We start from the raw sequence: 14836 nt of genomic DNA, 5'->3' as shown, positions 1-14836 counted from the left end.
TATACGCTGGGCGTATGGCTGGTTTCGCAAAACTCGTTCCTTCCGCACGTGGACTGCTTGTCTTTGAAGCTGCCGTCCGCTCGGGTAGCTTCACCGCCGCCGCGCGCGAGTTCAACGTCACGCAACCATCGATCAGCCGCAGCATTGCCCAGCTCGAGGCCGATTTTGGTGTTCCTCTTCTCACACGAGGCCCAACGGGGTTGACCCCGACCCCGGACGGACGTGCCCTCTATTCGGCTGTGCGGGAAGGATTTGACGGCATCGCGGAGGTGATCCGGAGAATAAAGCGGAACAGCGCCGCAAAGCCCGTGGTCACCCTTTCCCTTTCGAGTTCTCTGGCAACCTATTGGTTCGTGCCGCGGTTAGGGGCTTTCAACACGCGATTTCCTGATGTGGACCTGAGGTTCGAACTGATCGCGGGCGTTCTGCGGGGACCCGCCGAGAATGTCGACCTTGCCACGAGAATCCTGGGCGATGAGGACACCCACTATCACCACTGGGCATTCTCGCCTGAGATCATCGTACCGGTATGCAGCCCATCCTATCTGTCGGCCCATGGCCGGTTGATCCATGCCGGAACCGGAGAGGGTCATGCCCTGCTTCAGCTGACCGACGCCAAGGAGCAGTGGCTGGACGCCTGGGGCAGCGTGGCGGACCGCAAGACCAGCAGGGCGAAGTGGCTCGAATTCTCGGACTACGCGGTCGTGCTTCAGGCCGCGATGAACGGGGAAGGCGTCGCGCTCGGCTGGCTCAGCAACGTTTCAAGGGCGTTGCTTCAGGGAACCCTTGTCCCGGCCTCGGACAGGCAGATCAAGACGGGCCGGATCCATCAGCTGATTGCACCGCGCTCACGGCCGGTACGGCCTGTCGTCTCCGATATCCGCGCCTGGATGATTGCCGAGATGCAAGCCGAATTGAAAGCACTGCAGCCGGTCTTGCGGCCCGACATCCTGTAGGGGGCTGCGGCGACAAGTGCAGCGGCGCCGCGGTTGCCGCCGACTACCTTGGAAACAGGCTGGGCAGCGGCATGTGCGCCTTGACGATCGGGGACTTCAGCACCACGAAGGAGAAATATTTGTCGATGCCGATATCCATGTCGGTCAGCCGTTCCATGATGGTCTGGTACTCGGCGATGCCGGCGGTCACGAATTTCATCAGATAGTCGTAACCGCCCGACACGAGATGGCATTCGATGACCTGGTCGATCTTCTCCACTACGGCGAGAAAGCGGGCGAAGTCCACCTGGCGATGGTTCTTCAAGGTGATCTCGGTGAACACGGTCAGCGTCTGTCCAAGCTTGCCGATGTTGACCTGCGCGGAATAACCTTCGATGTAGCCCTCCGACTGGAGCTTCTTGACCCGCATCAGGCATGGGCTTGGCGACAAGTGCACCAGATCGGCCAGTTCCACATTGGTGATACGGCCGTTCTTCTGCAACTCGTACAGAATCTTGATATCTATCCGATCCAGTTTCATGGCGGTCTCCGCAGAACGCGCCGCAGCACAAAATGCTGCCTTGCTCATAGAGATTGACACTACCACAGCCCGTTGGCCTGTCCATCCAAGCGGATAGCGCTTTGAAACGCAGCGGCTCCCGATTTCGGCCGCCCTGCCGCAATAAAATTCTGCTTCTGCTTCAACTGCGGCAGCGGCTGCCTGCGCAACGCGTTAAATTGGCGCGTCAAGGCAGAGAGACCATGCGCGCACCACTGCAGCAAATCGAGACATCCGGCGACCTGCCACAGACCGCGGACGCTGTGGTGATCGGCGGCGGCATCGTCGGCATCTTTGCGGCCTATTACCTGGCACGGCGTGGCATGAAGGTCGCGCTTGTCGAAAAGGGGCGCGTCGGCGCCGAGCAGTCCTCGAGAAACTGGGGGTGGTGCCGCCAGCAGAACCGCGACGCCCGCGAGCTGCCGATGGCAACACGAAGCATCGACCTGTGGGGCAGTTTTGCGGCAGAGACCGGCGAAGACGCCGGCTTTCGCCGCTGCGGCCTTCTCTATCTCAGCAATGACGATGCGGAACTGGCCGGCTGGGCACGCTGGCGTGACTTCGCCAGGACGGCCGGCGTCACCACCCATATGCTCGACAGCGCCGAGGCCAGCGAGCGGGGCCGCGCCACGGGGCGGACTTGGAAGGGCGGCGTCTTCTCGCCGACCGACGGCACCGCCGATCCGTCGCGGGCAGCACCGACGGTCGCCCGCGCCATCCTCAAGCTTGGCGGCTCCGTGCACCAGAATTGCGCCGCGCGCGGTATCGAGACCGAGGGCGGACGCCTGAGCGGTGTGGTCACCGAGAGCGGAACGATCCGGACCACAATGGCGGTGCTGGCCGGCGGCGCCTGGGCCTCCTCCTTTTGCCGGCAGTTCGGTTTCCGTTTTCCGCAGGCGTCGATCCGCTCCTCCATTCTGTCCGTCTCGCCAGGCGCGGAAGGTCTGCCGGATACGCTGCACACGAAAGGGATCTCGGTCACGCGGCGCGGCGACGGCGGCTACACGCTGGCCATAAGCGGACGCGGCCGTGTGGACGTGACGCCGCAGCAGTTGCGCTTCTCCTCGCAGTTCCTGCCGATGTTCCTGAAGCGGTGGCGAAGCCTCGCACCCGGCGGCCTGCAGGGCATGCGCTCGGGCCACGAAACGCTGCGACACTGGCGGCTCGACCAGCCGACACCGATGGAACGGATGCGCATCCTCGATCCGGTCCCGGACCAGGCGACCATCCGGCTGACCCACGCGCGGGCGCTCGAACTGCTGCCGGCACTGCGCCAGACCAGGATCAGCGCGACCTGGGCCGGCTACATCGACAGCACGCCGGATGGCGTGCCCGCTATCGGCGAGATTGATACCGTTCCGGGCTTCTTCCTGGCTGCCGGGTTTTCGGGACACGGCTTCGGCATCGGACCCGGTGCCGGGCACCTCGTCGCCGACCTGATGACTGGCTCCAAACCGATCGTCGATCCGACATCGTACGATCCACGGCGCTTCGATGCTTCCGTGTGGGGGAAGGTCGCCGATTTCTAAGACGCGACAGATGCCGAGGCGCGGTTTCCGCGATCGCATCAGCCTTCCCGGAGAAAAGCGCCAATAGGCGCAGGGCGGACAGGCGCTTGCCCGCGGAACCGGCCGACAGCGCCAGGCGTGGAGCCGATCCGCGCCGCGATAAGTTCGACGGCGGCCAGCTGGCAATAGCGCCCCTGGCATCGCCCCATGCCGATGCGCGACAGCGATTTCACCCTGTTGGCTTCGCTGCCGCCGAAACCAGTGCTCTCGCGCAGGGCCGCGGCAGTCACGTTCTCGCAGCGGCAGACGACCGCGTCGTCGGGGAGCGCCCGCGCCATCGCCGCTGGCCAGGGAAAGGCGCGAGCCAGACCGCGGGCAAAGCGTTCGAGCCGCGCGAGTTTGCGCAGATCGGCACTGAGGGAAGGCGTCGGCAATCCGAGATCGGCAAGGCACGCCGCCGCGGCCAGGCGTCCCGTGATCTCCGCGCCATCTGCTCCCAGAAGACGAACTCCATCGCCCGCGAGATAGAGTCCGTTGCCGGCGCGCCCCATCCGGTCGATCTTTGGCAGCCATTGCCGGCACTGCTCGTCATAGATGAAGGCACATCCCGCGAGGTCGGCCAGATGCGTCTCCGCCCGTAAGTGCCAGCCCATGCCAATCATGTCGCATGGGGTGAGGTGCTGCCTGCCGCCGGTGTCATGCCAGCGCATCGCTGAGACACCTATCCCGTCGGTCTCGATCCGCTCGAGCGTAACGCCCGCATGGTAGCGGCGGCCGAGCCTCGCCCGCAGGGTCAGGCCGCGCAGCGCGACCAATGGCCGAGCGGCAAGGTCCCAGAGCCCCGGCATCTGCCGGTGCCAGGAAGAGGTATCGAGCACCGCCGCCACATCCGCTCCAGCCTTGACGAGCTGGGCGCCGACCAGCGTCAGCAGAGGCCCCGATCCGACCAGGACGATCCGCCGCCCCAGCGCCACGCCCTGCGCCTTGAGCGCGATCTGCGCCGCGCCAAGGCTGTAGACGCCGGCACTCTGCCAGCCCGGGACCGGAGTGACACGGTCGGATGCGCCGGTCGCAAGGATCAGGCGGTCATAGCTGACCAGTTGCACGCCGCCCTCCCCCAACACGTGCAGCCGACCTTCATGCACGGCAATGACCGAGCTTCCCGCGCAATGGGTGAGGCGCGCCTCTTTGGCCAGGCGGTCGAAGAGCGCATGCAGCGCGCGCGCCTTCGCCGCTTCCGACCCGTAGAGCTGCTCCGGTGTACGGACGAACCCGTCAGGCGGGCGACGATAGATCTGGCCGCCTGCGCGATTGCCTTCGTCGATCACAACCGGATGGAACCCGGCCTCAACCAGCGCCGCCGCCGCCCTTATGCCGGCGGGACCGGCACCGACAATCACGATCTTCGGCGATGAGGCGTCGCTCATAGCCAGCTCTCCGGCGGCGTCGTGAGCAACCGCATACCTTCGGTAATCAGGGCCGAACATGCCCGGATGCGCGGTCCCTCCTGCTGCCACACCCAGCAATCCTGGCAGGCTCCCATCAGGCAGAACCCGGCACGCGGCTCGGGTGCGAACTCGGAGCTTCGCAAGACATGCCCTGATGCCAGCATGGCGGTCAGCACGGTATCGCCCGCCAATGCACTGCACATCTGCCCGTCGAGAGTGAAATGCAGCTGCGCCCGCCCGAACTCGGCCAGCCGGACGATGCGGCCGGCGGTGATCATTCCGCGGCCTCTCGCACCGGGCCAGGGCGAGGCAGTTCGGGGAAGCGTTCGCAGACCGCATCGAAGGCCGCCTGGACGCCCTCCGATCCCGAGCGCCCCTTCATGCGGCGGAAGATCTCGGTCTTGGTGAAGAACCGCCAGTAGATCGGCAAATCCCCCAATATGGCAGTGAGCCGGTCATAGGCGGCCGGCGTCCACTGCGCCTCGTAACCGTCCCGCTCCGGACCGAAATGGAAATGGGCGGTAGACGGCTTGTGTCGTGCACGCAATTGCGCCGTCGCCTGCTCGTCGACCTCGCCCTCGCGGAGGACGACGCCATAGTCGCGCTCAGCCGCCGCCTGCGAGAGATAGCCGCGCCGAACATCCTGAGCCACCCGCCAGGGCTCGCGCTGAAACGGATCGCCGCGCCCACCGCCTCCGGCGGAACGTATCTCGAGCACGTCGCCGGGCTGCAGCACCGCCGTGTCGATGTTGCCCAGCCGCCGCTCGTGCTCGGTTCCCGGATTGACGACCATGTCCGACAGGCCGGACGCCCTGCCACCCAGCACGCCCCAGGGGCGGAAGAAGCTGCGGTCGCGGTTGCGCGCCGTGATCCTGGAATCGGGGGCGAAGACACGGAACGCCATTTCGGTCGCCAGGCCGCCGCGCCAACGCCCCGCACCGCCGCTGTCCCTGGCGAGCCCATATTTCAGGAATTCGACCGGGGTCTCGGTCTCGGTGATTTCGATCGGCGTGTTCTTGAGGTAGGCGGCATCCGCGCCCGATCCATTGGTTCCGTCGCGATGCGGCATCGCCCCACCGCCGCCGACCACGGGGTTCACCGCCGTGATGACGGTCCGGCTGGTGCGCTCGTCCGTGGTCATGACGTTGACGATGCAGTTGTTGCCGGCCGGCGCCGCGGGCAGGCGCTCCGGCACCGCCTGCGAGAAGGCGCCGAAGATGACCGACCGCAGCCGGGCGCAGGTGAGCGAGCGCATGCCGACGGCAGCGGGGTGTACCGGGTTCAGCACGGAACCCCGGGGCGTGATGCAGGTAAACGGCCGGGTCAGACCGGTGTTGAGCAGGATCTTCGGGTTGAGCGTGTAGAGCACGTAGTAGACACCCACCAGCAGCATGGTGTGTCGCGGGTCGCCGCCCGAAGGCACGTTGAGCGAGGAGCCGAGCTGCGGATCGGAGCCGGTGAAGTCGAGCACCGCCTCATCGCCCCTGATCGTCAGCGTCAGCTTCAGCCGGCACGGATTGGCCTCGACGGAATCCTCGTCGGCATAGTCGCAGAATTCCCATGTGCCGTCGGGCATGGAAAGCAGCACGTCGCGCGCCTGCGCTTCCGCCTGGTCGAGAAGCGCGGAAACGCCTTCGATGAAACCGGCCTTGCCGAACTTCCTCACCATTGCCTGGATCTTGCGCTCGCCGGTGTTGAGTGCGCCGACCAGTGCCTTGATGTCGCCGATGTTGAGGTCGGGCTTGCGCACATTGGTGCTCATGATGCGCAGGATCATCTCGTCGAAGACGCCTTCCCGCACCAGCTTCATCGGCGGAAAGCGGATGCCCTCCTGGTGGATTTCCGTCAGTGCCCGGCTGAGCGAAGCCGGCACAGCCCCGCCCATGTCGGTGTTGTGGATATGCCCGCCGGTCCAGGCGACGATCTCGTCGTCGACGAAGACCGGCTTCCACAAATGCGTGTCGGGCGCGTGCGTGGCGACATGGCCGGAATAGGGATCGTTGGTGAAGGCAACATCTCCCGGCCGGTAATCGTCGACCATGGCGATCGCGCGGTGATACGAAAGCCCCGGATACCAGGTGGCGCCGAGTTCCATCGGCACAGCGAAGGTCGCGCCTGAACGGTCCATCAGCATCACGGTAAAGTCCTGCGTCTCCTTGACGAAGGCGGAGTGCGCGGTGCGGTGCAGCGTGTGCGCCATGTTCTCGGCAGCCGCACGGGCATGGTTCGCCAGAACCTGAAGGTTTGTGCGGTCAAACATGGCGTCACTCCGCGAAGGTGAGCAGAAGGTTGAGATGGCGGTCGACCCTTGCCTGCGCGCCAGCGGGAATGGCGAAGGTGGTGTCTTCCTGAACGACCACGGCAGGCCCGTGGAGCGCACTGCCCGGCACGAGGGCTTGCCGGTCGTGGAGGTCGACGGTCTCGACGCTCACGCCCGTGTAGACGGGGAGCCGGCGCGCCGGAATGGCCGGAGCATCGACCTCGTCGATCTCCGGAAAGGAGAGTTTCGGCCCTGCGCCTATGGCCGATAGCCGGACATTCACAAGTTCGATCTCGCCCTCCGGGTCGTGGAAATCGTAGAGCCGCTCATGGGTGAGGTGGAAGGCCTGCTCGATGGCAGCCACATTGCCGTCCGCCAGCCATTCCGGCAGAAGAACGACCTCGATCTCATAACTCTGCCCGACATAGCGCATGTCGCAGGTGAGACTGAGCTCCGCCGCCGCATCGTGCCCCTGCGCCGCAAGCCAGTCGCGACCCTCACGCGCCAGCGCCTCAAAAGCCTCGCGAATTCCGGCAAGCGACGCGCCCGACAGCGGGCTGAAGATGGTGCGGATGAAGTCGCCGCGCAGGTCCGCCACCAGCCCGCCCAGCGCCGACACCACGCCGGGCCGGCGCGGCGCCATGACACGCTTCATGCCGAGTTCGCGGGCAAGGAAGGCGCCCAGCATCGGGCCGCCGCCGCCGAAAGGCATCAGCGTGAAATCGCGCAAGTCGACGCCGGCACGCGAGGCAAGCTTCTCGACCTCGACGAACATCTCCGACACCGTGATGTCGAGGATCGCCTGCGCGGTCTGCTCGATCGGGCGGACGAGCCGGGCGGCAAGCTCGCCGACCGCACGATGCGCCAGACCGGTATCGATGCTGAGCTGGCCATAGGCCATCTGGCTGTGACCGAGCCATCCGCACACCACCATGGCGTCCGTCACCGTCGGCCTCTCGCCGCCACGGCCGTAGCAGGCCGGTCCTGGCGTCGAACCGGCCGATTCCGGTCCCACCCGCAGCACACCCTGCGCATCGACACTGGCAATCGAGCCGCCGCCGACACCGATCGAGCTCACCGACACGGAAGGGATATGGAGCGGAAATTCGCCGATCAGTTCGCCGGTGCCGAACTGCGCCTCGCCGCCGATGATAAGCGCGAAGTCGGCCGAGGTGCCGCCGATATCGAGGGTAAGAACCTTGTGTTCGCCTGCCTGCCGCGCCAGCCACGACGCGCCGATGACGCCGGAGGCCGTTCCCGACAAAAGCATGTTGACGCAGGCGCGCTTGCCTTCGGCGGCGTTCATCAGCCCACCGTTCGACTTCGTCAGCATGGGGCGTGCCGGCACGCCGTGCTCCTTCAGGCGCTCTTCCAGCGCCGTCAGATAGCCTGAGACGCGCGGATGGACATAGCCATTGAGGATGGCGGTCGAGCTGCGCTCATATTCGCGGATGACCGGCCACACCTCGGCCGAGGAGAAGACGAACACGTCGGGCGCAAAACGCGTGATCGTCGCCTTCACCTTGGCTTCCTGGGCGGCATTGCGCCAGGAATGCAGAAAGGACACGATGATGCCTTGCGCCCCGTTGGCTTTCGCCGCTGCCACCGCCCTTTCCACCGCCGCCATGTCCGGCGCCCGGGATTCGCTGCCATCGGCACGCATGCGGGCCGGAATGCCGAAAACCATGTCGCGCGAGATCAGCGGGTCCGGCCGCGAGCAGAACAGCGAATACATGTCCGGCATGCGAAGCCGCGCCAGTTCGATGACGTCCTCGAAACCGGCATTGGTGAACAGCGCCAGCGGTGCGCCCTTGCGTTGGATGATGGTGTTGATGCCGACGGTCGTACCATGCACGAAGCGCGTCATACGGGCAGGATCAAAGCCTTCGCGTTCGGCCAGGAGGGCGAGGCCCGTCATCAGTTCGGCACCCGGATCTTCCGGCGTCGTCAGCACTTTCAGCGAAGCGACGCGACCGGAGCGGGCTTCAAGCGCGCAGAAATCTATGAATGTGCCGCCAATGTCGACGCCGACCTTCCAGTCGGCTTCGTTTTGAGCCTCATCCGCCGTGCAAGCGATGGCACCGTCCATGCCGCGTCCCTTCCTGTCTGCATGCGGGAAGCTGGCATGGCCGGGTGGGAGAGGTCCAAGACGTATGATGGAGGAGGATATAAGTCTTGCTTATGCCTTTGCCTTGTCACCGCCCAGCACGGCGGAACAGGCCGCGCGGATCTGGTCGCGCATCATCTCATCGGCCCGCGAAAGAGCCCGTGCGCGCGAGGTCAGCAGCGCGATCGGAAATTCCGGCCCCGCCGCGAGCAGCCTGACGGCAAGCCCGGCAAACTGGTGCCATGGCAGCAGCGCGTCGACGAGCGCGACACCCAGGCCGGCCTGGACGAAGCCGACTGCCGAGATGGAGACGTCGATCTCGAGCGATGGCGAAAGCACCACACCTTGCGCGCGGGCAGCGTGGGCCAGTTCGTCGGCGGGGCGGGTGTTTGCGCGATAGGATATCAACTCTTCGCCGGCGAGATCGGCGAGCGTCAGTTCGGTCTTCCCGGCCAATGCATGCCCGGCGGGCAGCAGGCAAGCAAAGCCGACGCTGCCGATCACCTCCGCCTCTATATCGAGAGGCAGCCGGTCGTCCAAGGCAACGCCGAGGCTGACATCGCCGGCGCGCAGCATGTCGACGATCGCGGCGATCGGCGCCATGTGGGAGCGCAGCAAAATGTCGGGATGCTGCGCCCGGAATTCGGTGAAGGCGCGCGCCAAGATGGCCATGGAAGGCGGCGGCGAGGCCGCGACCCGCACCAGACCCGTCCGGCCAAGCCGCAAGTCTGTGGTCCTGCGGCGAAGGCCCTCCAGCCCCGCTGACAACCGCTCGGCATCGGCGAAGATCTCGAGCGCCTCCGGGGTCGGCCGCAGCCGGCCCTTCACCCGCTCGAACAGCGTGAAGCCGAGTTCGTCCTCGGTGTGGATCACGAGCTGGCTCAAAGCGGGCTGGGAGATGTTCAGCATCCGCGCCGCGGCGGTCACGGTGCCCGCGCGCATGACGGCGATGAACACTTCGAGCTGACGAGCCCGCATTGCCACTCCATAGGTTAAGCTTATGGCTGTTGTCCAAACCCATCTTTGACGCAATGCCGTGGCGCCGACAAGATGGGTGCATCCAAGGATCAGCCGCTCTGCGCTAGGGAACGACTATGAATGTGATCGTGCTTGGCGGCGGGCTGATGGGGACGGCTTCGGCCTATTTCCTCGCCCGGCGCGGCGCACGCGTGACGCTGATCGATCGCAACCGGATCGGTACCGGGGCAACCGTCGCGTCCTTCGGCAACATCCGGCGCACCGGGCGCCATCTGTCGCAGCTTCCGCTGGCCCATCGCTCGCTCCGGCTGTGGGGCGAAGCTGAAAAGATGCTTGGCCGCGACGTCGAATTCCGCGCCACCGGTCATGTCAGGCTGATCTTCGATGAAGGAAGCCTTGCCGACATGCGGGCCTATGCCCAAGCCGCGCGGCCGTGGAAGCTCGAGCTGGAAGAACTCGGCACGCGTGAGATCCGTTCCCGGTTTCCCGGCCTCGGCCCTGACGCGATCGCCGCGTCATTCTCTCCGCAGGACGGCAGCGGCAATCCGCGACTGATCGCACCCGCCTTTGCCGGGGCGGCTCGCAAACTGGGGGCGCAAATCATCGAGGGAGCCGAGGTCGAAAAGATCACTTACACGGGTTCCGGTTTCCTTGTCGCCAGTTCGAAAGGTGCGTTCGCTGCCGACTGCTTACTCAACACCGCCGGAGCCTGGGGCGCGCGCATTGCTGCACAGTTCGGCGAAGAGGTACCGCTCGACGCCCGGGGTCCGCAGATGGGGGTGACCGAGCCGCTGCCGCATCGGATTCTGCCGGTGGTCGGCATCTGGACGCGCAATAAGGACCATGGCGCCTATCTGCGTCAGGTCGAGCGGGGCAACATCGTTTTCGGCGGCGCCGCCGAAAGGGTATCGGTGAACCTCGATCCAGGCCATGCGGTCGCCGACCCCATGCGTCTTCCCCTGCAATTGCGCGCCGTCGCGCGGCTGCTGCCGGCGATCGCGCGGGTCACGGTGATCCGCACGTGGTCCGGCTGCGAGGGCTATATCAGGGACATGCTGCCGGTGATGGGGCGCTCGGCAACGACGCCAGGCCTGTTCCACGCCTTCGGCTTCAGCGGACATGGCTTCCAGCTTGGTCCGGGCGTGGGCGACGCCATGGCCGAGCTCATCACGACCGACCGTTGCGAAACGCCGCTCGATGATTTCAGGATCGATCGCTTCGGCAGCGCCGCCTGAACGAGCGGAAAAGAACAGAGGCGTAGTGAGATTTGGGCGCGTCGTCGGAGCTCGGTCCCGGCCACCCGCACACTCGCTGCGAGTTCCTTCCAACGGGAGACAGGAACTATTCCGACTGAGTATCCGAACTCAAAAAAGTGCCAGTGGTCGTGACAAAGAGAGGACTGTCAGGTGCACGTGGTTCGCCATCAAGGCATCATGCCCAAATGCCGACGTCGGCAACACGGAAATGCTCTCGCCGTAGTTCGCGTCTCCCGTTCGGTCCTTTCTGACCCGCCGATTTGCAAGCCTTGGTACGCCAAAGCTCCTTGCGAAGCTGGGCGGGATTTACTTCAGAAGCGGCGACGTATCAGATCCACCAAATGGTTAGGGAGGAGCGCAGGATACACTCGAAGACATGACTCACAGTGAAAAACGGAGAGCGAAGCGGGCTGCCATTCCTGCACTGTCGTACCGATTGCCCCTCATTCCCACTCGATGGTGCCGGGCGGCTTGCTCGTCACGTCGTAGACCACGCGGTTGATGCCGCGCACTTCGTTGATGATGCGCGTAGCGGCAGCACCCAGGAACGCCATGTCATAGTGGTAGAAATCCGCGGTCATACCGTCGACTGAGGTGACGGCGCGCAGCGCGCAGACGAATTCATAGGTGCGGCCGTCACCCATGACGCCTACGGTCTGCACCGGCAGCAGCACGGCGAAGGCCTGCCAGATGGCGTCGTAGAGGCCGGCCTTGCGGATCTCATCAAGATAGATGGCGTCGGCCTCGCGCAGGATCTCCAGCTTTTCGCGCGTAATGCCGCCGGGGCAGCGGATGGCGAGACCTGGACCCGGGAACGGGTGCCTGCCGATGAAACTGTCGGGCAGGCCGAGCTCCTTGCCGAGCGCCCTGACCTCGTCCTTGAACAGTTCGCGCAACGGCTCGACCAACTTCATGTTCATGCGCTCGGGCAGGCCGCCGACATTGTGATGCGACTTGATGGTCACCGACGGGCCGCCGGTGAAGGAGACGCTTTCGATGACATCGGGATAGAGCGTGCCCTGGGCCAGAAAATCGGCGCCACCGATTTTTTTCGCCTCTTCCTCGAACACCTCGATGAACAGCCGGCCGATGGTTTTGCGTTTCTTCTCGGGGTCGGCCTCGCCCTCCAGCGCCGAGATGAACCGATCCGAGGCGTCGACCAGGGTCAGCGGCAGATTGTAGTGCTGGCGGAACATCGCCACCACGCCCGCCGCCTCGTCCTTGCGCATCAGTCCGTGGTCGACGAGGATGCAGGTGAGCTGGTCGCCGACCGCCTCGTGGATCAGCAGTGCCGCCACCGAAGAATCGACGCCGCCCGACAGCGCGCAGATCACCTTGCCCTTGCCGACCTGCTTGCGGATCGTCTCGACGGCGTGCTCGCGGTAGGCGCGCATCGTCCAGTCGCCCTCGATGCCGGCGATGTTGTGGACGAAGTTGCGCAGCAGTCTTGCTCCGTCGGGTGTGTGCACCACCTCAGGGTGGAACATGATGCCGTACATTTTGCGCTCGACATTGCCGAAGATGGCGAAGGGCGAGCCTTCCGATTTGCCGAGCACCTCGAAGCCCTTGGGCAAGGAGATGACGCGGTCGCCATGGCTCATCCACACCTGATGGCGCTGGCCGGGCGCCCACAGGCCCTCGAACAGTGGGCTGTCCTTCTCGATCTCGACGAAAGCGCGGCCGAATTCGCGATGGTCGGAGCTTTCGGCGACACCGCCCATCTGCACGCACATGGCCATCTGGCCATAGCAGATGCCGAGCACCGGCACGCCGGCGTCGAAGACGATCTGCGGCGCGCGCGGGCTGCCAATGTCCGACGTCGAGGCCGGGCCGCCCGACAGGATTACCGCTTTCGGATTGATGCGCTTGAAGGCCGCTTCGGCCGACTGGAAGGGCACGATCTCTGAAAAGACGCCGGCTTCGCGGATGCGGCGGGCGATGAGCTGCGTAAACTGGCTGCCGAAATCGACAATCAGGACGGTATTGGGCAGGACGGTGTCGGGGTGATTGGCTGTCTTCATGGCGAGCGTTTAGAGAAAGAAATGAGTCGGCGCAATGGGTTGCGAGACGTCTCTCTCAATCCGATTCCGCATCTTCACGCGATGAATCAAACTGAAGTGCGCCCGATCCGATCGCATGGTCGAGCCGCATGACGGCATCGGCCAGCTTCTCGTCGATGACGTGGAGATATTCCTTCCAGTCGCCGACATGCCTCAGGTCGGCAGCGCCGTCGGAAATGCCGCGCAGCCCGACAAGCGGCACGCCGAACAATTGACAGGCGCGCAAGCAGGCAAAGGTCTCCATGTCGACCATGTCCGCGGCGATCGCATCATAAGCGCCACCGGAAATGATCGCACCACCGGTCGACAGCGTCGCCTCCCGAATGCCTGGAATCCTGAACGGCAGCGGCACCGTCACCGGCAGGTCGAGAAACGGCGTCGCGCCCTTCTCGAAGCCCAAGGGCGAGGCATCGATATCGCGATAGGCGACCGATGCGGCCTGGTAGATTTCCGTCTGTTCGAGCGTGCGGCTGCCAGCCGAACCGAGCGATACGACGAGGTCCGGCAGCGCCTTCCCGGACTTCAGCCAGGACAGTTCGGCGCCGAGCCTGACTGCCGCCTCGACCGGTCCCACCCCTGTCATCACAGGCGTGAACAGTCGCTTGAGATGCGGACCGTATTCGGCTTCGGCGGCCATGACGAAGAGGACGTCCCTGCCCGCGATCCGGACGGCGTTGCCCATCGGCTCACCCTTCAATGCCATCACGCCCGACCACCGTCATCATCGTTCCGGTCATGGTGGCGATCAGCTTGGCCTCGCCGTCGGCGGCGAAGGCATACGCCTGGCCGTCGGCGACGATGATGGTGCGGCCGGGCTTGGTCACCGAGCCGCGAAACAGGAAACGCTCGCCGCGGCCCGGCGCCAGCAGGTTGACCTTGAACTCGATGGTCAGCACGCTGGAATTCTCCGGCATCAGCGAGAACGCCGCGTAGCCGCAGGCCGAATCCAGCGCCGTCGAAATGACGCCGGCATGGAGGAAGCCGTGCTGCTGGGTCAGCGCCGCCGAATAGGGCATCTCGATCTCGATGATGCCGGGCGTCACCAGCGTCAGTTCGGCACCGATGGTCATCATGGCCTTCTGGCGCGCGAAGGACGTCCTGACGCGGTCCTCATAGTCGGGGGCGGGTACGATCTTTGCTGCCATGGCCATTGCTTTCACACCTCAGGGAAGCTTATTGCAGAGGCGCGTACGACAGGCAATCGCTTTTGCTGCACTGCAACAAAGGCATATCAATTCGACCAAAGGATAGACGCGTTGAGCAAGGTCGCGAAAGCGACCCATGCCGCATATGGCACGAATAACCAGCCGGAAAGTGGCTCACGATCCCAGACCCGGATGATGAAGGCAATGATGCTGACCAGAAGCAGGACAATGACGACAAGAGCCGGCCCCATCAATTTGGCGCCGAAGAAGGTCGGTGACCAGAGGAAATTCAAGGCCAGTTGGGCACCCCAGATCTTCATCGCCGGGCTGGCCGGATTCCACCGCCATGCTCGCCAGCCAGCTATGGCGATCATTACATAGAGCAGCGACCAGACCGGCGCGAAAATCCAGTTGGGTGGATTGAAGGGCGGCTTCACCAGGGACGCGTACCATTCGCCCGGTAAGGTCGCGTAGCCGATTAGCAAGCCCCCGCCCAGCACCAGAACAAGGAAAAGAAAAAGCGACAGGTATTTTTGCAAGCAAGGCCCCTTAGCGGCTTCAGCGCCGCCACCTCCGAACT

The 14836-nt window shown here is 64.8% G+C and carries 13 protein-coding genes; 3 read left to right on the top strand and 10 right to left on the bottom strand.

The features are described from left to right. The first annotated feature begins 14 nt into the window (after positions 1 to 14). Positions 15 to 956 (top strand): LysR substrate-binding domain-containing protein, encoded by a 942-nt coding sequence (locus CN311_RS04755; protein WP_097572237.1) that lies wholly within the window; start codon positions 15 to 17, stop codon positions 954 to 956. A gap of 43 nt (positions 957 to 999) precedes the next feature. Here the strand turns inward: CN311_RS04755 and CN311_RS04750 are convergent, their stop codons facing one another. Then, positions 1000 to 1476: an Lrp/AsnC family transcriptional regulator gene (locus CN311_RS04750; RefSeq protein ID WP_027167818.1), complete on the bottom strand. Its 477-nt coding sequence runs from the start codon at positions 1474 to 1476 to the stop codon at positions 1000 to 1002. A 221-nt stretch (positions 1477 to 1697) separates the two neighbouring features. Between CN311_RS04750 and CN311_RS04745 the strand changes: the two genes are divergently transcribed. Beyond that, positions 1698 to 3023 carry an NAD(P)/FAD-dependent oxidoreductase gene (locus CN311_RS04745; protein ID WP_097572236.1) on the top strand — a complete coding sequence of 442 codons (1326 nt, stop codon included), beginning with the start codon at positions 1698 to 1700 and terminating at the stop codon, positions 3021 to 3023. Positions 3024 to 3061: 38 nt separating this feature from the next. Here CN311_RS04745 and CN311_RS04740 read toward each other — a convergent pair whose 3' ends face one another. The 5 genes from CN311_RS04740 to CN311_RS04720 form a co-directional block, all read right to left on the bottom strand. After that, a complete protein-coding gene (locus CN311_RS04740; RefSeq protein WP_097572235.1) occupies positions 3062 to 4429 on the bottom strand; it encodes an NAD(P)/FAD-dependent oxidoreductase in 1368 nt (455 codons plus the stop codon). Continuing rightward, the gene (locus CN311_RS04735) at positions 4426 to 4728 is read right to left on the bottom strand and encodes a (2Fe-2S)-binding protein (protein ID WP_097572234.1); all 303 of its coding nucleotides are present in this window, start codon (positions 4726 to 4728) and stop codon (positions 4426 to 4428) included. The genes CN311_RS04740 and CN311_RS04735 overlap by 4 nt, the downstream gene beginning before the upstream one ends. After that, a complete protein-coding gene (locus tag CN311_RS04730; protein WP_097572233.1) occupies positions 4725 to 6710 on the bottom strand; it encodes a hydantoinase B/oxoprolinase family protein in 1986 nt (661 codons plus the stop codon). Before CN311_RS04730 ends, CN311_RS04735 begins: the two co-directional genes overlap by 4 nt. A 4-nt stretch (positions 6711 to 6714) precedes the next feature. Further along, on the bottom strand, positions 6715 to 8799 hold the full coding sequence (locus CN311_RS04725) for a hydantoinase/oxoprolinase family protein (RefSeq protein WP_097572232.1): 2085 nt from the start codon (positions 8797 to 8799) through the stop codon (positions 6715 to 6717). A 90-nt stretch (positions 8800 to 8889) separates the two neighbouring features. Next, positions 8890 to 9795, bottom strand: a complete 906-nt coding sequence (locus CN311_RS04720; protein WP_097572231.1) for a LysR family transcriptional regulator — start codon at positions 9793 to 9795, stop codon at positions 8890 to 8892. Positions 9796 to 9911: 116 nt separating this feature from the next. On the opposite strand from CN311_RS04720, the gene CN311_RS04715 reads away from it, so the two are divergent. Beyond that, entirely contained in the window at positions 9912 to 11030 is a 1119-nt protein-coding gene (locus tag CN311_RS04715) for an NAD(P)/FAD-dependent oxidoreductase (RefSeq protein ID WP_097572230.1), read from the top strand. 464 nt (positions 11031 to 11494) lie between these two features. Here the strand turns inward: CN311_RS04715 and guaA are convergent, their stop codons facing one another. The 4 genes from guaA to CN311_RS04695 all read right to left on the bottom strand — a co-directional run bounded on the left by guaA (position 11495) and on the right by CN311_RS04695 (position 14795). Then, positions 11495 to 13072, bottom strand: a complete 1578-nt coding sequence (gene guaA, locus CN311_RS04710; protein WP_097572229.1) for a glutamine-hydrolyzing GMP synthase — start codon at positions 13070 to 13072, stop codon at positions 11495 to 11497. Positions 13073 to 13127: 55 nt separating this feature from the next. Then, entirely contained in the window at positions 13128 to 13793 is a 666-nt protein-coding gene (locus tag CN311_RS04705; RefSeq protein WP_097572228.1) for a 5'-methylthioadenosine/S-adenosylhomocysteine nucleosidase, read from the bottom strand. Between the two features lie 4 nt (positions 13794 to 13797). Beyond that, positions 13798 to 14256, bottom strand: coding sequence for a PaaI family thioesterase (locus CN311_RS04700; protein ID WP_097572288.1), 459 nt, complete (start codon positions 14254 to 14256; stop codon positions 13798 to 13800). Between the two features lie 86 nt (positions 14257 to 14342). Next, on the bottom strand, positions 14343 to 14795 hold the full coding sequence (locus CN311_RS04695) for a TspO/MBR family protein (protein ID WP_097572227.1): 453 nt from the start codon (positions 14793 to 14795) through the stop codon (positions 14343 to 14345). Positions 14796 to 14836 lie beyond the last annotated feature (41 nt).

This window comes from Mesorhizobium sanjuanii (assembly GCF_002529485.1).
Lineage (GTDB): Bacteria > Pseudomonadota > Alphaproteobacteria > Rhizobiales > Rhizobiaceae > Mesorhizobium > Mesorhizobium sanjuanii.
This window is presented reverse-complemented; position numbering and strand designations above follow the sequence as displayed.

Excerpts from the sequence above, each read along its gene's own strand:
- CN311_RS04755 (WP_097572237.1), top strand. The coding sequence starts at position 15 with ATGGCTGGTTTCGCAAAACTCGTTCCTTCCGCACGTGGACTGCTTGTC.
- CN311_RS04750 (WP_027167818.1), bottom strand. The coding sequence starts at position 1,476 with ATGAAACTGGATCGGATAGATATCAAGATTCTGTACGAGTTGCAGAAG.
- CN311_RS04745 (WP_097572236.1), top strand. The coding sequence starts at position 1,698 with ATGCGCGCACCACTGCAGCAAATCGAGACATCCGGCGACCTGCCACAG.
- CN311_RS04740 (WP_097572235.1), bottom strand. The coding sequence starts at position 4,429 with ATGAGCGACGCCTCATCGCCGAAGATCGTGATTGTCGGTGCCGGTCCC.
- CN311_RS04735 (WP_097572234.1), bottom strand. The coding sequence starts at position 4,728 with ATGATCACCGCCGGCCGCATCGTCCGGCTGGCCGAGTTCGGGCGGGCG.
- CN311_RS04730 (WP_097572233.1), bottom strand. The coding sequence starts at position 6,710 with ATGTTTGACCGCACAAACCTTCAGGTTCTGGCGAACCATGCCCGTGCG.
- CN311_RS04725 (WP_097572232.1), bottom strand. The coding sequence starts at position 8,799 with ATGGACGGTGCCATCGCTTGCACGGCGGATGAGGCTCAAAACGAAGCC.
- CN311_RS04720 (WP_097572231.1), bottom strand. The coding sequence starts at position 9,795 with ATGCGGGCTCGTCAGCTCGAAGTGTTCATCGCCGTCATGCGCGCGGGC.
- CN311_RS04715 (WP_097572230.1), top strand. The coding sequence starts at position 9,912 with ATGAATGTGATCGTGCTTGGCGGCGGGCTGATGGGGACGGCTTCGGCC.
- guaA (WP_097572229.1), bottom strand. The coding sequence starts at position 13,072 with ATGAAGACAGCCAATCACCCCGACACCGTCCTGCCCAATACCGTCCTG.
- CN311_RS04705 (WP_097572228.1), bottom strand. The coding sequence starts at position 13,793 with ATGGGCAACGCCGTCCGGATCGCGGGCAGGGACGTCCTCTTCGTCATG.
- CN311_RS04700 (WP_097572288.1), bottom strand. The coding sequence starts at position 14,256 with ATGGCAGCAAAGATCGTACCCGCCCCCGACTATGAGGACCGCGTCAGG.